Source organism: Nonomuraea sp. NPDC004702 (assembly GCF_053601695.1).
On the sequence record NZ_JBSGCE010000008.1, the window covers coordinates 19,580 to 35,231 of the forward strand.

At 72.0% G+C, this 15,652-nt stretch carries 18 protein-coding genes and 1 pseudogene; 10 read left to right on the forward strand and 9 right to left on the reverse strand.

Annotated features, from left to right (window positions below):
• Positions 1–19: 19 nt before the first annotated feature.
• Entirely contained in the window at positions 20–358 is a 339-nt protein-coding gene (locus ACWEJ6_RS12785; RefSeq protein ID WP_352357614.1) for a winged helix-turn-helix transcriptional regulator, read from the reverse strand.
• Between the two features lie 79 nt (positions 359–437).
• On the opposite strand from ACWEJ6_RS12785, the gene ACWEJ6_RS12790 reads away from it, so the two are divergent.
• From ACWEJ6_RS12790 to ACWEJ6_RS12800, 3 genes and pseudogenes are all read left to right on the forward strand, one after another.
• The gene (locus ACWEJ6_RS12790) at positions 438–1,016 is read left to right on the forward strand and encodes an NADPH-dependent FMN reductase (protein ID WP_358290706.1); all 579 of its coding nucleotides are present in this window, start codon (positions 438–440) and stop codon (positions 1,014–1,016) included.
• A gap of 78 nt (positions 1,017–1,094) precedes the next feature.
• Positions 1,095–1,334, forward strand: a pseudogene (locus ACWEJ6_RS12795) (TIGR04013 family B12-binding domain/radical SAM domain-containing protein); the annotation flags it as partial.
• 398 nt (positions 1,335–1,732) lie between these two features.
• Positions 1,733–2,302 (forward strand): radical SAM protein, encoded by a 570-nt coding sequence (locus ACWEJ6_RS12800; RefSeq protein ID WP_452423565.1) that lies wholly within the window; start codon positions 1,733–1,735, stop codon positions 2,300–2,302.
• Positions 2,303–2,408: 106 nt separating this feature from the next.
• Here the strand turns inward: ACWEJ6_RS12800 and ACWEJ6_RS12805 are convergent, their stop codons facing one another.
• The gene (locus ACWEJ6_RS12805; protein ID WP_352318077.1) at positions 2,409–2,639 is read right to left on the reverse strand and encodes a hypothetical protein; all 231 of its coding nucleotides are present in this window, start codon (positions 2,637–2,639) and stop codon (positions 2,409–2,411) included.
• 44 nt (positions 2,640–2,683) lie between these two features.
• Positions 2,684–3,193, reverse strand: a complete 510-nt coding sequence (locus tag ACWEJ6_RS12810) for a VOC family protein (RefSeq protein ID WP_452423567.1) — start codon at positions 3,191–3,193, stop codon at positions 2,684–2,686.
• Positions 3,194–3,256: 63 nt separating this feature from the next.
• On the opposite strand from ACWEJ6_RS12810, the gene ACWEJ6_RS12815 reads away from it, so the two are divergent.
• The 6 genes from ACWEJ6_RS12815 to ACWEJ6_RS12840 all read left to right on the forward strand — a co-directional run bounded on the left by ACWEJ6_RS12815 (position 3,257) and on the right by ACWEJ6_RS12840 (position 9,352).
• The gene (locus tag ACWEJ6_RS12815) at positions 3,257–3,706 is read left to right on the forward strand and encodes a MarR family winged helix-turn-helix transcriptional regulator (protein WP_397154845.1); all 450 of its coding nucleotides are present in this window, start codon (positions 3,257–3,259) and stop codon (positions 3,704–3,706) included.
• A gap of 165 nt (positions 3,707–3,871) precedes the next feature.
• Positions 3,872–4,060, forward strand: a complete 189-nt coding sequence (locus tag ACWEJ6_RS12820) for a hypothetical protein (protein WP_387677531.1) — start codon at positions 3,872–3,874, stop codon at positions 4,058–4,060.
• 84 nt (positions 4,061–4,144) lie between these two features.
• Complete coding sequence (locus ACWEJ6_RS12825) at positions 4,145–5,653, forward strand: xylulokinase (protein WP_452423570.1); 1,509 nt, start codon at positions 4,145–4,147, stop codon at positions 5,651–5,653.
• A gap of 353 nt (positions 5,654–6,006) precedes the next feature.
• On the forward strand, positions 6,007–6,690 hold the full coding sequence (locus ACWEJ6_RS12830) for a DUF998 domain-containing protein (RefSeq protein ID WP_364327722.1): 684 nt from the start codon (positions 6,007–6,009) through the stop codon (positions 6,688–6,690).
• A 56-nt stretch (positions 6,691–6,746) separates the two neighbouring features.
• Complete coding sequence (locus ACWEJ6_RS12835; protein WP_452423572.1) at positions 6,747–8,981, forward strand: sensor histidine kinase; 2,235 nt, start codon at positions 6,747–6,749, stop codon at positions 8,979–8,981.
• Positions 8,978–9,352 carry a DUF742 domain-containing protein gene (locus tag ACWEJ6_RS12840; RefSeq protein WP_358290686.1) on the forward strand — a complete coding sequence of 125 codons (375 nt, stop codon included), beginning with the start codon at positions 8,978–8,980 and terminating at the stop codon, positions 9,350–9,352. Before ACWEJ6_RS12835 ends, ACWEJ6_RS12840 begins: the two co-directional genes overlap by 4 nt.
• A 50-nt stretch (positions 9,353–9,402) precedes the next feature.
• Here the strand turns inward: ACWEJ6_RS12840 and ACWEJ6_RS12845 are convergent, their stop codons facing one another.
• The 6 genes from ACWEJ6_RS12845 to ACWEJ6_RS12870 form a co-directional block, all read right to left on the reverse strand.
• On the reverse strand, positions 9,403–9,975 hold the full coding sequence (locus ACWEJ6_RS12845; protein ID WP_352318064.1) for a GTP-binding protein: 573 nt from the start codon (positions 9,973–9,975) through the stop codon (positions 9,403–9,405).
• Positions 9,956–10,318, reverse strand: coding sequence for a DUF742 domain-containing protein (locus ACWEJ6_RS12850; protein WP_352357593.1), 363 nt, complete (start codon positions 10,316–10,318; stop codon positions 9,956–9,958). The genes ACWEJ6_RS12845 and ACWEJ6_RS12850 overlap by 20 nt, the downstream gene beginning before the upstream one ends.
• Positions 10,315–10,722 (reverse strand): roadblock/LC7 domain-containing protein, encoded by a 408-nt coding sequence (locus tag ACWEJ6_RS12855; protein ID WP_352318060.1) that lies wholly within the window; start codon positions 10,720–10,722, stop codon positions 10,315–10,317. Before ACWEJ6_RS12855 ends, ACWEJ6_RS12850 begins: the two co-directional genes overlap by 4 nt.
• Positions 10,719–12,830: a sensor histidine kinase gene (locus ACWEJ6_RS12860; protein WP_452423575.1), complete on the reverse strand. Its 2,112-nt coding sequence runs from the start codon at positions 12,828–12,830 to the stop codon at positions 10,719–10,721. Before ACWEJ6_RS12860 ends, ACWEJ6_RS12855 begins: the two co-directional genes overlap by 4 nt.
• A gap of 164 nt (positions 12,831–12,994) precedes the next feature.
• Complete coding sequence (locus ACWEJ6_RS12865; RefSeq protein ID WP_452423577.1) at positions 12,995–13,852, reverse strand: PrsW family intramembrane metalloprotease; 858 nt, start codon at positions 13,850–13,852, stop codon at positions 12,995–12,997.
• The gene (locus ACWEJ6_RS12870; protein WP_452423579.1) at positions 13,849–15,237 is read right to left on the reverse strand and encodes an NAD(P)-binding protein; all 1,389 of its coding nucleotides are present in this window, start codon (positions 15,235–15,237) and stop codon (positions 13,849–13,851) included. Before ACWEJ6_RS12870 ends, ACWEJ6_RS12865 begins: the two co-directional genes overlap by 4 nt.
• A gap of 182 nt (positions 15,238–15,419) precedes the next feature.
• On the opposite strand from ACWEJ6_RS12870, the gene ACWEJ6_RS12875 reads away from it, so the two are divergent.
• Entirely contained in the window at positions 15,420–15,644 is a 225-nt protein-coding gene (locus ACWEJ6_RS12875) for a hypothetical protein (protein WP_452423581.1), read from the forward strand.
• The last annotated feature ends 8 nt before the right edge of the window (positions 15,645–15,652 follow it).

Sequence of the window (15,652 nt, forward strand, 5' to 3'; positions counted from 1 at the left end):
CCGCGCTCGCCCGTACGCGCTAGGCGGATCTGGCCGGCTCCTCGGGCCGCGGGATCCACTTGTGTGCCCAGGTGACCAGCTCGTCGAGCACCGGGCGCAGCTCCTGGCCCATCTCCGTCAGGTGGTATTCGACCCGCACTGGCGACGTGGCCAGCACCCGCCGCTCGACGAGCCCGGCCGTCTCCAGCTCGCGCAGCCGGCGGGCCAGCATCGTGTCGTTGATGCCGGGGATGGCCGCCTTGAGGTCGGCGTAACGATGGGCGCCCTTGAAGATCATGTGGATCAGGGCTCCCGACCACCGGGCGCCGATCAGTTCGAGGGCGACGTGGAACCGGACGCAGACGGAATGGGGGCTCACGGGGCAGATCCTAACATTTGCTAAGAAATGTTTAGTTACTCAATAATGTTGAGGTATCAACTACCTGAGGAGGTACCCCATGGACAAGCCAGTCCTGCAGATCATCGTCGCCAGCACCCGTCCCGGCCGCGCCGGGCGCGAGGTCGCCGAGTGGTTCAGGAGCCGGGCCGTCGCCGCCGGCCAGTTCGACGTCGAGCTGGTCGACCTCGCCGAGGTGGGCCTGCCGTTCCTCGACGAGCCGAACCACCCCAAGCTCAAGCAGTACGTGAACGCCCACACCAAGGAGTGGAGCGCCACCGTCGAGCGGGGCGACGCCTTCGTGTTCGTCACCCCCGAGTACAACCACAGCTTCACGGCCGTGCTGAAGAACGCCCTGGACTACCTGCACCACGAGTGGCAGCACAAGGCGGCGGGGTTCGTCAGCTACGGCGGGATCTCCGGCGGCACCCGGGCGGTGAACGGCCTGCGCCAGGTCGTCAGCACGCTGAAGATGATCCCCGTGGTCGAGGCCGTCAACATCCCCTTCTACCAGCAGTTCATCGCCGAGGACGGCACCGTGGCGCCCAACGACGTCATGATCGCCGCCGCCGACGCCATGCTCGCCGAGCTGGCCAAGCTCACCGGCGCGCTGCGTCCCATGCGGCTGGCCTCCGCCTGAGCTACGCTGCCGGTCGTGGCGCTGGCAGTGGATGTGGTGGTCCGTTACCGCAAGGCCGTGACGTACGGCGTGCACGCGGTGCTCGCCGCCCTGGAGACCTCGGGCGTGGAGCACCGGCAGCTGCTGGGCGTCACCCCGGAGGAGACGGCGGCCCACATCGCGGCGAGCCGGGCCGACCGGGTGCTCGTGCTCTGGTCGTTCTACTCGCCGGACGCCGAGGCCATGGCTGCCGAGCTGGCCGCCGTCAGGTCGCTCAGCGACGGCCGGGGGCTGCACATCGCCGGCGGCGTGCACGCCACCGCCGAGCCGCAGCAGGTCCTCGACGCCGGCTGGGACCTGGCCGCGATCGGCGAGGGCGAGTCCACGATCATCGCCCTGGTCGAGGCGCTGCGGCGGGACGAGCCGCTGACCACCGTGCCGGGCCTCGCGGTCAAGGACGCCGACGGCGTCGCGCTCAGGACGCGCCCGGCCCCGCAGCTCCCGCTCGACGCGTTCCCGTCGTTCCTGGGGCGTAAGGGGCCGATCGAGATCACCCGGGGCTGCCGGTACACCTGCCGGTTCTGCCAGACGCCGTTCATGTTCGGCGGCCAGTTCCGCCATCGGTCGGTGGCCAGTGTGCGCGAGCACGTCAAGGGCATGGTCGAGCAGGGGCTGCGGGACGTGCGGCGACCTCGCTCTCCTACGGCTCGCCGGGTCCCGACCCCGATCTCGGCGCGGTGGAGGAGCTGCTGGCGGGGGTCAAGGAGGAGCTGCCGCCGCACGGCCGGGTGTTCTTCGGCAGCTTCCCCTCGGAGGTGCGGCCCGAGCACGTCACGCCGGAGGCCATGCGGCTGCTCAAGCGGTACGTCGCCAACGACAACCTGATCATCGGCGCCCAGTCGGGGTCCGACCGGGTGCTGGCCGCCGCCGGCCGGGGGCACGGCACCTCGCCCGTGCGTGACGCCGTCCGGATCGCCGTCGAGCACGGCTTCAGGCCGAACGTCGACTTCATCTTCGGCATGCCGGGGGAGTCGGAGGAGGACCAGCGCCAGTCGCTCGTGCTGGCCGGCGACCTGGCCGAGCTGGGCGCCCGCATCCACACGCACACGTTCATGCCGCTGCCCGGCACGCCCTGGCGGGACGCCGAGCCCGCGTTCATCCCGCTCGCGACCATGCGGGAGCTCGACCGGCTGGCCCAGCGCGGCGACGCGTACGGCCACTGGCGCCGGCAGGCCGAGCACTCGGCCCGGCTGGCCGAGACGGCCAAGGCCTACCCCCGCCGCACCCGCCGCCGCCGAACGGACTGAAGGGCCGCGAAACGCCACGCCGACGGAGACGGAGACGGAGACGGCAAGTCGACCACGCGCAGGACGACCCGACTGCGTCCGACCGGCACGCGCGGCGGCGGGCCGGTCAGTCGTCGTCGGTGAGTCGTTCGAGTGCGCGGTTGATGGAGTCGCCGAGCGGCCGCAGGACCTCGGAGAGCGCCTCGGCCAGCGGCCTGAGGATCTCCGTCGCCTCGTCCAGCAGGTCGGGCGACTTGTGCTCGGGAGGCGCCCAGCGCATGGCGTCCGCGCTCAGCGTCTCCCATTCGTCCACGACGCCGTCGATGGCGTCGAGGACGTGATCCGGATCGTTTGGCATGACCCTCTCCGGAACAAATCGGTCGGATACCTGCCACGGTACCTTCAGGCCGGGATCGACACCCCTACCCCGCCCCGGGTCTGCGCGCCGTACCGCTCCTTGTCGGCGGCCAGGTCGAGCGGGCGGATGGCGGACCGGGCGGCCAGGGTCTCCTCCGTGATCAGCGCGGCGGGCACGAGCCAGGAGACCTCGAACTCCAGCCCGTCGGGGTCCTTGGCGTACAGCGCCTTGGTCGTCCCGTGGTCGGAGGCGCCGACGAGGGAGCCGAGCTCGCTCAGGGTGACCGCGATGCGCTCCAGCTCGTCGAGCGTGTCCACCTCCCACGCCAGGTGGTAGAGCCCGACGGCGGTGCGTCCGGCGGGCGAGGAGCCGGCGCCCGCGCCGACCTCGAACAGCCCGAGGTCGTGGTCGTTGCTGGAGCCGGGGGCCTGGAGGAACGCGGCGCCGCGCATGCCCATGACCACCTCGAATCCGAGCGCCTCCCGGTAGAAGGCCACGCTGCGCTCCACGTCACGGACGTAGAGGACCGCGTGATTGAGCCTGTGGACCGGCATGGTCGTCCCCTTTCACCTGTTTCTCCCGGCCAGAGTATATGAGAGTTCAACTAAAATGAGAGGGTGACTCGATGGCTGGATCCGGACGAGCAGCAGACCTGGCGCGACTTCCTGGCCGCCGGTCAGCTCATCAACGAGGCGCTGGACCGGCAGCTCCAGCGCGAGGCGGGCATGCCGCACACGTACTACATGATCCTGGTGGCCCTGTCGGAGGCGCCGGACCGGTCGATGCGCATGAGCGAGCTGGCCGCCAGGGCCCAGAGCTCCCAGAGCCGCCTGTCGCACGCCGTCGCCCGCCTGGAGGAGCGCGGCTGGGTGCGCCGTGAGCGCTGCCCGGCCGACGGCAGGGGCAACATCGCCGTCCTGACGGACGAGGGGTTCGCCACACTGGCCGCCACCGCCCCCGGTCACGTGGAGGAGGTGCGCAGGAGCCTGTTCGACGTCCTCACCCGCGAGCAGGTCCGCGAGCTCGGCGCGATCTGCTCCGCCGTGCGGGGCGCGCTGGAACGGTAGGACGCCAGGCCGTGCGGGGCGCACTGGAACGGTAGGACGCCAGGCCGTGCGGGGCGCGCGGGAACGGTGGAACGCCCGGCCGTGCGGGACACGCTGGAGCGGTAGCGAGCGAACTGTCATGGCCAGGCCGTAGCCTCTCCCGGTAGCCGAACGAGGGGATTGCCGATGCACGACACCGAAGAGGCACTGTTCCGGACGGTCCACGGCATCGCCGGGCTGATGGCGGGCCAGCCCGTGCCCGTCGTCATGGAGGCGTTGCTGCGCCACCTGCCCAAGGCCCCAGGTCTCGAGGTGGTGGAGATTCGCAAGATCGCGGAGGAGATCAGCGTCGGCCGCGACCCCTCGGGGCTGTAAATCACCCGAATTGCCCCTGAACGTCGCTCCCGCGCGGGGATACCATCTCAACCATCTCGCGCGGGACACGCATAAGGAGTTCGGGTGACGCTGGTCGCTGGGGTCGATTCCTCCACGCAGAGCTGCAAGGTCGTCATTCGCGAGGCCGAGACGGGCGCGCTGGTCAGGCAGGGCCGCGCCGCCCATCCGGCCGGCACCGAGATCCACCCCTCCCACTGGTGGACCGCGCTGCTGCGGGCCGTCGAGGAGGCCGGCGGGCTCGCCGACGTCGCCGCCATCAGCGTGGCCGGGCAGCAGCACGGCATGGTCTGCCTCGACGAGGCGGGCGAGGTCGTGCGCGACGCCCTGCTCTGGAACGACACCCGCTCCGCCCGGGCCGCCGCCGACCTGGTGGCGGAGCTGGGCGGGCCGGGGGCCTGGGCCGACGCGGTCGGCTCGGTGCCCGTCGCCGCGTTCACCGTGGCCAAGCTGCGGTGGCTGGCCGAGCACGAGCCGGACAACGCCCGCCGCACGGCGGCGGTCTGCCTGCCGCACGACTGGCTGACCTGGCGCCTGGCGGGCGCACTCGCCCTGGGCAACGGCACCGGCCGGGGCGGCGGCTCCGGTTCGGGCAACGGCTCCGGCCGGGGCGGCGGCTCGGGTCCTCGGGGCGGCTCCGGCTCGGGCTTCGATCTCGCGGCCTGGCGCGACGCGCCCCCGCCGCCACTCGACCTGCTCACCACCGACCGGGGCGACGCCTCGGGCACCGGCTACTGGTCCCCGGCGACCGGCGCCTACCGCACCGACCTGCTCAAGGCCGCCTTCGGCGCCGTCCCGCTGCTGCCCCGGGTGCTGGGGCCCGCCGACCGCGCGGGTGACCCGGCGTCGGCCGGGCCGCTGCTCGCGCCCGGCACGGGCGACAACATGGCGGCCGCACTCGGCGTCGGGGCCGGGCCGGGCGACGTGGTGGTCTCGCTCGGCACGTCCGGGACGGTGTTCGCGATCGCGGAGACGCCCAGCGCCGATCCCACCGGCGCGGTCGCCGGGTTCGCCGACGCCACCGGGCGTTTCCTGCCGCTGGTGTGCACGCTGAACGCCGCCCGGGTCCTCGACGCCGCCGCCGGGCTGGCCGGGGTCGGCCTCGACGAGCTGAGCGACCTGGCGCTCCGGGCCCCGGCGGGGGCCGGCGGGCTGACGCTGGTGCCCTACCTGGAGGGGGAGCGCACCCCCAACCGGCCCACCGCGACCGGCTCGGTCCTCGGGCTCACGCTGGCCACCTCGACCCCGGCCCACCTGGCCCGTGCGGCCGTCGAGGGCATGCTGTGCGGCCTCGCCGACGCCCTCGACGCGCTCGGCACCCGTCCTGAGCGGGTGCTGCTGATCGGCGGCGCGGCCCGCTCGGAGGCCGTACGCCGCGTCGCGCCGACCGTCTTCGGCGTGCCGATCGCGGTGCCGCCGCCCGGCGAGTACGTCGCCGACGGCGCCGCCCGCCAGGCCGCCGCCCTCCTCACGACCCCTGACTGGCGAACCGAGGACACCGAGACCTACGACGCCCCGGCCGTCCCGGAGATCCGCGCCCGCTACGCCAGGGCCACGTCCCACGTGCTCGACTGAGGGCTCTGGTATCGGGTGAAAAAGCCTCGCAGTTGACAATTCCTTAGAAGTCCGGATGCGTGTCGGACGTACTGATCGCGGCCGTACGAAGCGATGCTGCGATCAGCGTGGTGTGCGGAACCACGGGTGTCGTGCCTGCGAGAGGGGATCCGGCGATGAGACGGGCACCGAGGAGTGCCGTCCCCCCCCGGGGGCCGGGGAGGGGGACTCAGGGGTGGACTCAGGGACGGCTCGGGGGTGCCACCGGATGTGCCGGCACGCCTGCGGGCGCGAGAGTTGGGCACATGACCGCAGTGCCGAACAGCAGAGTGAGGGTCGCGAGAGCGCCCTGGAGCGTGAGCCTGAGGGCCCTCATGACCCCGACGAGGCTCTACCCCCTGATCGCCTGTGCATCGATCGTGTTCTCGGTGGTCGCGATCCTGGTCGGCCACTTCGGGCCCGACCCCTACCTCGACCCCATGAACGTGACCATCAGCGAGTACGCCGTGACCGACCGCGGGGGCGTCACGGAGGTCGCGATGGCGGTGCTCGGGCTCGGGTCGCTCGCGCTGCTGACCGCGCTGCGGAGGATGGGGGCGCCGATCCGGGGGCTGCCGGAGAAGTTGCTCATGGTGTGGTCGGCGGCGCTGGTCGTGGTGGCGGTCATCCCGACCGTCCCCCTCGGTCTCGATCTCGACGTCGCGGCCCAGGTTCACCGGTACGTGTCGATCGCGGCGTTCGTGAGCCTGCCGGCCGCCGGGGCGCTGCTGGTGCCCAGGCTGACCGCGGACGTCCACTGGAAGCCCGTCGCGCGGGCCGTGGAGTGGGTGGCGCTGGCGGGCGGGTTCGGGCTGCTGGCGATCACGTACGTGGCCCTGCCGGGGGAGCGGGTCATGATCGGCCTGGTCGAGCGGCTGCTGCTGGGCGCCGAGGTGTCGTTGCTCGGCCTGCTGGCGGCGTGGGCGCTGTGGCTGACGTGGTCGCCGGCCCGCGCCCCGAAGCACCCAGTAGACGCAAATTTCCCGACATATCACAGATTTATCGCTAGTCGATCTTAATCTCGTCCGTTTCGATGCTATTCTCTCCCGCGATCTTCTATGCGGGAGCAGGTGTCATGGCATCGGGCAGATCCATCCGATTCAAGATCTCGACGCTGCTCGTCATCCCCTTGATCTCCCTGATCGCGCTCTGGGGCTTCGCCGCGAGCACGACCACGGGTGAGGCGCTGAACCTCTTCAAGGTCGACGCCATCTGGTCGGGTGTGATCAACAACGCCGACGGCCTGGTCTCCAGCCTCCAGGTCGAACGCCTGGCCTCCGCCGAACGCCTCGCCGGCACGGCGACCGAGCAGGGCGCCCTGACCAAGGCCCGCGCCAGGGTGGACGCCGCCAGGAAGACCCTGCGCGAGCAGGCCCTGTCGGAGGACGCCCAGTCGGCGATGACCGACGACATGAAGAAGCAGTTCCAGGTCGTCCTGGACACCGTCGACCGGCTGCCGGAGGTCCGGCGCAAGGTCGACGAGCGCAGGATCACCCCCGGCAACCTGGTCACCGAGTACGCCAAGGTCTCCGACGAGGTCCACCTGCTGTACTCCAGGCTGACCGTCAGCACCGACCTCGAACTGTCCCTCCAGGCCCACGGCCTGATCGCGGCCGACGAGGTGCGCGAGCTGCTCAGCCGCGAGAACGCCCTGGTCGTCGCCTCCAACGGCCGCCCCTCGATGCACGACCTGCACCTGCTGGCCGGCATCGACGGCACCCGCACGTTCCTGTTCCCCAAGGCTCTGGCCAACCTCGACACCGAGCTGCGGGCGCCGTTCGAGAAGCTGTTCTACTCCTCCAGGTACATCACCATGGAGAGCCTCCTGCGGAGCTTCGTCGCCGGCCAGCCGGCCGACATGGACCTCTGGCGCGGCATCGCCGACCAGGTGCTCAAGGAGTACAGCGAGGCCGTCTGGGACACCGGGGACAAGCTGCTGGGCCGGATGCAGCCGGCCGGGGTGGTCATCGTGGTCAGGGCCGCGATCGCGGGCGCGCTGGGGCTCATCGCGGTGGCCTTCTCGATCTTCATCTCCGTCCGGGTGGGCCGCAGGATCACCAGGGAGCTGGCCACCCTCCGCCGTACGGCGCTGGACCTGGCCGAGGTCAGGCTGCCCGACGTGGTGTCGAAGCTGCGTACCGGCGAGCGGGTGGACATCGACGCCGAGGCGCCGCCCATCAAGGTCGGCGACAACGCCACCAGCGAGGTCGCCGACCTCGCCGCGGCCTTCGACAGCGTGCAGAGCACCGCCGTGGACGCCGCCGTCGAGCAGGCCAGGCTGCGCGAGGGCGTGTCCGAGGCGCTGCGGAACCTGGCCAGGCGCAGCCAGTCGCTGCTCCAGCGCCAGCTCAGGATGCTGGACGAGATGCAGCACCAGACCGAGGAGCCCGAGGCCCTGGAGCGCCTGTTCCGGCTCGACCACCTGACCACCCGCATGCGCCGCCACGCCGAGGGCCTGGTGCTGCTCTCAGGCGGCACGGCGGGCCGCAGGTGGCGCGGCGTCATCCCGGTCGAGGACGTGCTGAGCGGCGCCGCCGCCCAGGTCGAGGAGTACACCCGGGTCCGGGTCTACCCGATGCCCGAGTGCGGCGTGTCCGGCTCGGCCGTGGCCGACCTCATGCACCTGTTCGCCGAGCTGATCGAGAACGCGACGTCGTTCTCCTCGCCCGCCAACGAGGTCTCGGTGCGCGGCGAGATGGTCGGCAGGGGCTTCGCGGTCGAGATCGAGGACCGCGGCCTCGGCATGGACGAGGAGACCCGCAAGTCCATCAACGACCGGCTGGCCAGCCCGCCCGAGTTCGATCCCGCGCAGACCGAGCGGCTGGGGTTCGCGGTGGTCGGCATGCTGGCCGCCCGGCACGGCATCAAGGTGACGCTGAAGCTGTCCCCGTACGGCGGCACGACCGCCATCGTGCTCGTGCCGGGATCGCTGGTCGAGCCCATGGCGACGCCGGTGCGGCCGATGGAGTTCGAGCCCGTGTCCGTCTCCGTCCTCCGGTCCGAGCGGCCGGTCGACGCGGGGGAGGCGACCGGGCCGGGCGAGCTGCCGCGCCGGGTGCGCACGAGCAAGCGCGCGGGGCCGGCGCCGGGCGAGGGGCAGGACCTGCCCCGCCGCGACCGGCAGACGGGCCTGCCGCAGCGGCAGCGGCTCAGGCAGGCGCCCCTGGCCGCGCCGACGCCGCCGGCGCCCGTGGCGCCCGTGGCCGACGAGCGTTCTCCTGAGGAGACCAGGGCGCTGCTCTCCTCACTCCAGTCCGGATGGCAGCGGGGGCGGCAGGAAAGCGACCAGGATGGGGGTTCCCGAGCGTGAGCGGCGAGCACGAGTGGGTTGACGAGGAGGCCGGGCCCGTCGTCCGGCCGTACGCCGTGGCGCGGGGGCGCACCAGGCCCTCGTCCCCGGCCCTCGATCTGCTGGCGACCGTCGTCTCGACGGGACGGCCCGCGCCGGCCAAGGCCGAGCTGAGCGGCCAGCACCGGCGGCTGATGAGCTGCCTGTCCGGTCACTCCAGGCCCGTCGCCGAGGTCGCCTCGGAGCTCGGGCTGCCCGTGGGCGTGATCCGGGTGCTGCTCGGCGACCTGCTGGAGTACGACCTGATCGACGTGCGCCCGCCGCGCGACAAGACCGCCACCCCGACGGAGAGCCTGCTCCGCGAGGTGATCAACGGGCTGCGCGCGCTCTAGCCCGGCGGCGGGCCGCGCCCGCCCGGGTTCGCGACGGCGGGCCGCGCGTCCTAGTTGGCGGCGGTGAGCGTCCGCAGGGAGTGCTCGACCAGGGTGATCATCACTTCCTTGGCCGAGGCCCTGCGCCGCACGTCGCACAGCATCACGGGGACGTCGTCGTCGAGGTCGAGCGCGATGCGCACGTCGTCCACGCTGTGCTGGGACGCGCCGTCGAAGCAGTTGACGGCCACCACGAACGGCGTGCCGCGCTGCTCGAAGTAGTCCACCGACGGGAAGCAGTCGGTCAGCCGCCGGGTGTCGGCGATGACGACCGCGCCCAGCGCGCCGTAGGACAGCTCGTCCCACATGAACCAGAACCGTTCCTGGCCGGGGGTGCCGAACAGGTAGACGACCAGTCCGTCGCGGATCGTGATGCGGCCGAAGTCCATCGCCACGGTGGTGGTGGTCTTGGCCTCCACGCCGTCGAGGTCGTCGACCCCGATCCCGCGGTCGGAGAGCACCTCTTCCGTGCGCAGCGGCTTGATCTCGCTGATCGACCCGACCAGGGTGGTCTTGCCGACGCCGAACCCGCCCGCGATGAGGATCTTCAGCGCGACGGGGTCCTCAGAGAGCACGGAGTCCATTGATCACTTCCTTGAGAATGCGCTCATTCGAACGCGACCCCGTTGCCGAGGGCGACGTCACCGAGATGAGGCCGTGGTCACGCATGTCGCCGAGCAGCACCCGGACGACGCCTACGGGCAGGTCGAGCTCGACGGCCAGGTCGGCCACCGAGATCGGGCTCCGCGCCGCCCGCAGGATGAGCTGCTGTTCCGGCCCGAGGTCGTCCGCCTGGTCGGCGAGCGCGCGCACGGACGCGACGAGGTCGAAGGCGTCTCCCGACGAGCGCGTCCGGCCTCGGATGAGGGCGAAGGGCCGGACGACGGGCCCGGCCTCCTCGTCGTACCAGCGGGGGGCGTCGGTCATGCCGTTCCCGCGCGCGGGTTGGTGGTGATGTGCTGGCCCACCCGCTTGACCAGCATCGCCATCTCGTACGCGATGTGCCCGACGTCGACGTTCGCCTCGGCGATCACGGCCAGGCAGGTGCCCTGGCCGGCCGCGGTGACGAACAGGAACGCGCTCTCCATCTCCACGATGGTCTGGCGCACGTCGCCGCCGCCGAAATGGCGCCCGGTGCCGCGGGCCAGGCTCTGGAAGCCCGCGGCCACGGCCGACAGGTGCTCGGCGTCCTCGCGGGTCAATCCCTTGGAGTACCCGACGGCCAGGCCGTCGGTGGAAAGGATGACCGCCTGGCGGACGGCGGCGACCCTGCCTGCCAGGTCGTCGAGCAGCCAGTTCAGCTCACCGGTGTTGGTGGTTTGCGCAGTCATGCGTCCCCCTTGCTCATGGGCTCCTCCTCGGAGGCTTCTTCTCGGGCACGTTGGGTTCCCCGCTGGAACGCGGAGAACAGATCGCGTACCTCGTCGGGAGAGCGTTCGGCCTGCGGCTCCGGCTCCGGCGGTTCTTCCTTCAGCTGCGGCGCCAGGTTCGCCTGGCGCACGCGCCTGGGCAGTCCGGCGTGGGTGCCCGAGGTGACCACCGCGAGGGCCTTCTTCGTCCGGCTCGGCAGCTCCGCCGGCCGGCCGTCGTCGTCACCGGAGGTCAGCGCGGCCTGGTCGGCGACCAGCGAGCGCGGCACGAGCACGATGGCCGCGGTGCCGCCGTAGGGCGAGCGGCGGAGCTGGACCTTGAGGCCGTGGCGTTCGGCCAGCCTGGCCACCACGAACAGGCCCAGCCGGTCGCTGTCGGCCAGGTCGAACTCGGGCGGGGCGGACAGCAGCTTGTTGATCGCGGCGTACTCGACGGCCGACAGGCCGAGCCCCTTGTCCTCGATCTCGATGGCGTAGCCGTTGCTGACCACGTCGCCGCGGATCTGGACCACGGTGTCCGGCGGTGAATAGATGGTGGCGTTCTCGATCAGCTCGGCCACGAGGTGCGTGAGGTCGGCCGCGGAGCCGCCGTCGAACGCGCTGACCGGCATGGCCTCGACGTTGACCCTCGTGTAGTCCTCGACCTCGGCGACCGCGGCCCGGACGATGTCGATCACCGGCACCGGCCTGCGCCAGGCCCGCGCCGGGGGCGCGCCCGACAGGATCATCAGGCTCTCGGCGTGCCGCCGCATGCGGGTGGTCAGGTGGTCGAGGCGGAAGAGCTCCTCCAGCCGGTCGGGGTCGTGCGTGCGGCGCTGCATGCCGTCGAGCAGCCCGAGCTGCCGGTGCAGCAGGCCCTGCTTGCGCCTGGCGAGGTTGAGGAAGACCTGTCCGACCCCGCGGCGCAGCGCGGCCTGCCCGACGGCCGCCGTCACCGCCGTGCGCTGCACGGACGCGAAGGCCCGGCCCACGTCGGTGATCTCCGCCGATCCGCTCACCCTGATGGCCTTGGCCTCCTTCCGCACGTCAACGTCCTCACCCTTGCGCAGCCTGTCCACGACGTCGGGCAGGCGCACCTCCGCCAGCTCGATCGCGGCGGTGCGCAGCCCGTACAGCTCGCCCGCCAGGCGGCGACCGAAGCGTACAGAGATGATGATCGACGCGAGCACGGCTATCAACCCGAGGCCGCCCGCGACGGCGATCTCGACGACCGTGCCGGTCGCGGCCCGCGAGGTCCGGCCGGCCAGCGTCTTGGCCGCGGCGGCGCTGTCGCGGTCCAGTTCGGTGGTGAGCCGGTCCACCGCGCTCTTCCACGCCTCGGCGTCGGCGGGCGGCGAGCCGGTCTTGACGACCCTGGACTCCAGCGCGGAGAAGGTCAGGAACGGCTGGGACGCGAACACCTGCTCGAACGGCCTGCGCAGCGGCACGTCGAGCCCGGCCAGCCCGCGGGCGTGCAGGAACTTCCTGGAGGCCGCGTACTCGGTGAAGGCGGCCCGCTCGGGCTCGGTCAGCCGCTTGTCCACCAGCGCGCCGACGATGAGGGCGTGCTCCCTGGCGATGTACTCCCGGGCGCTGCCCATGGCGTGCAGGGAGGTGGCCTGCTGGAAGACGGTCAGGTCGGAGACGGAGATCAGGTGGTCGTAGAGGGCGAAGACGGCGTCGAGCACCTGGTTGTAGGCGTCCACGCCGGCCAGGCGGGAGCTGATGCCGCCGTCGATGTCGGCGCGGATGGAGCCGAGCCGGTCGAGGTGGGCGGTCAGGGCGTCGAGCGGCGTCCGCAGGTCGTCCCCGACCGCGTCGCCCGCCTCGGTGACGGCGTGCGCGAAGTCGGCGGCCGCCTTGTCCGTACGGGCCCGCTGCGCGCCCAGGACCTCGGTGAGTTCACGGGTAGTGAGCGCCTCGGCGGAGCGCACCCGTTCGGACTGGAGCTGAACGCCCAGGTCGGTGGAGGTGACGCCGAGTGTTTCGTAGAGCGTGTCGGCCCGGAGGAGTGACTGTGCGTCGCCCATGGTCAGGTTGAGGACGAAACCCCACAGCGCGCTGAGAGACAGGAGGGGTAGCAGCAGCAATAAAAAGATCTTGAACCGAATTGACCGGTTTCGCGAGCCCATGTCCCAACCTCGAGTCGGGGGCATTTCCACACCTTGTGTAAATACACCTCCGGAAGATCGCACAGGAGACTAGCATCGTTTATGGTTCCGGCGCAGTGGGAGGAACAGGATGATTACCGTGATTATTGGGGCATGATCTCGGTCTCCCGGCGGGCCGCGCGCAGCACCCGCCAGAGCCACCCCAGCGCGACCAGCGAGATCACGATGAGTCCGGCCCAGTTCACCAGCGTGTACACGTGCACCTGCCCTTCGGTCACGTTCGGCACCCGGCCGATCCGCAGCAGCTCGAACTGCCACGGCCGCCCGGTCAGCACCAGCGTGATCGCGATGGCGATGGCGGTCATCGAGTCCCACAGCGCGTGCAGCAGCGAGACGCCGAGGTAGCACCACACGACGTGCCCGGTGAGGCGTCCGTGGGCGGCGAACAGCACGCCGCCGAGTATCGCGGTCCACAGGCCGTGGCCCACCGGCGCCAGGATGCCCCGCAGGATCTCGGTCTCGACGAGCTGCGCCAGCGACAGGCCGTCGGCGGTGAACAGGGCGTTGAAGGCGTAGCCGGAGCTCTCGAAGGCGGCGAAGCCGAAGCCGACCGTCGCGCCGAGCACCACGCCGTCCCTGGACGAGCGGCGGACCGCGTGCCGGGTGACGTACATCAGCGCGGCCAGCTTCACGCCCTCCTCGATCAGGCCGACCAGCGCGTACATGAGGAACGAGGGCCGGATCAGCCAGCTCTCCAGCAGCGACGCGCCGAGCACCCCGAGCACGCCGCCGACCACGAACGCCCGGAACTGCAGCTCCACCGTGACCACCGGCGAGCGGTCGCGCCCGTGCGCCCACACCACGAACGTCACCGGGATCAGGAAGCTGCCGAACAGCACGACGGTCGGCACCAGGTTGGAGTTGGCCGTCCAGGCCGTGACGGCGACCGTGGCCAGCCACAGGACCAGCCCGCCGAGGAAGACCCGCAGCCAGGGCCTCATGCGGTGAGCTCGCGCACGGCCCGGTGAGCGGCCACCACGGCCGCGTCGCCGCCGGCCGCCGGTTCGGTGTCCGACCCGGCGATGGCGATGCGGCCGAACCTCCTGCGGGCGACGTCGGCGGGGAAGGGGCCGTCGGGGTAGAAGGGGTGCCAGGGCCTGCAGTACGCCACCGGCAGCCCGTGCCCCCACCGGTGGACGGTGACCGCCTCGACGCCGGCCCGGGGGCCCAGCAGCCGGGTCACCTGGTCGCGCACGCCGTCCGCCAGCCGGTCGTACGGCGTCGCCATCATCTCCCGCCGGCCCGCCGCCGCCCCCACCACGGGCCCGAGCTCCGACCGGCACGGCGTGGCCAGCAGGCGCAGCCCCTCGGGCGCGGGCTCGGTCAGGCACCAGAACGCGCCCGTCCAGCGGGTGCGCCCGATCCGCGCCCGGCCCCCGCGCAGCCGCACGCTCGCCTCCAGGACCGGCAGCCGGGCCGCCTGGCCCAACGCCCGCCGCTGCTGCTCGGGCAGGTCGGGCACCAGGTGCGGCACGTCCGCGCTCCAGCAGGCCATGATCACCGACTCCGCGCCGACGGTCCTGACCCGATGCCCGTCGAAGTACGCGACCACCACGGACGCGTCCCCGTGCCGGACCGAGACCACGGGGCTGGACGGCCGCAGCACCGCCCGCGCGGCCCCGGGCGGGCTCCCGGTCGCGGGCCCGGCCGCCGAGGCGTACCGCGAGGGCTTGTCGAGCCCCAGGCCGTCGAACCCCGGGTAGCCGGCGGCCCAGGCGTCCACCGCCCCGAGCGCCCGGCCGTCGTAGGCCCGTTCGGCGCACGGCAGCGTCCGGCAGAACCGTTCCGCGTCGGGATGCGCGCCGCAGACCTCCAGCAGGAACCGGGAGTAGGTCAGCCCGGCCAGGCGCTCCTGCTTGTCCTCCTGCGACAGCCCGGGGAACCAGTCGGGCGGGTCGTCGCGCAGCATGCGCAGGTCGTCGACGGCCCGCGCGGCGAGCGGCAGCTCCTCCAGCCGGCCGGCCGGGACCAGCGTGTCGGCGCCGAAGCTCTCCCTGTCGCACATCACATGTACGGCCGGCCCCGCGCCGAACCCCGCAGGTCCGCCGTGCTCGCCGGGGTCGCGGTTGTCCAGCACGAGCACGCGGGCCCTCGGCTCCCGGCGCAGCCACTCCGCCGCCGCGCTGAGACCGCTGCGACCGCCGCCCACGACCACGAGGTCGTAGCTCTCGCCGGTGGGCTCGGGCGGCCCCGCGTGCCGCCAGAAGCGGCCGTCGCGCAGCGCGTGCGGCACCGCGACCGCCTGCGCGGTGTCCCCGCGCAGCCCTCCGGCCGGTTCCGCGGCGTTGACAACGGCCTTCGCCGCCGAGCAGCCCAGAGCGCTCACCGCAATTCCGTCGAACAAGTCACGGCGGGAAATGGGCACATCCATCCCGAGGTCGCGCGGATTCCTGCTCATGAGGGCGATCATCAGCACTTCGGCCAAAAGCCCCACAGGGGCGCGCAGCGGTTCGAGAAACATTTTGCGTGGCCTATTACCGCGAATGCCCGTTTGGAGTAGCGTCCGGAATGGACGCGAGCGGGGGGAGCACGGTGGTCGGCAAGCAGGGCAGGGTCACCGGGAAGATCGGCCCAGGGCTCGTCGGCGAGGTCATGATCCCGGTCAGAGGCGGGGTGGAGGCCTTCTACGCCCACCCCAGCGTGCCCGACGAGGAGTTCGGCCTCGCAACCATCGTGGTCGTGGTGGACTACTTCCCCCCGCGGACGGTTTACGTGGCCAGAGCACTCGTCTAGGGAGGGCC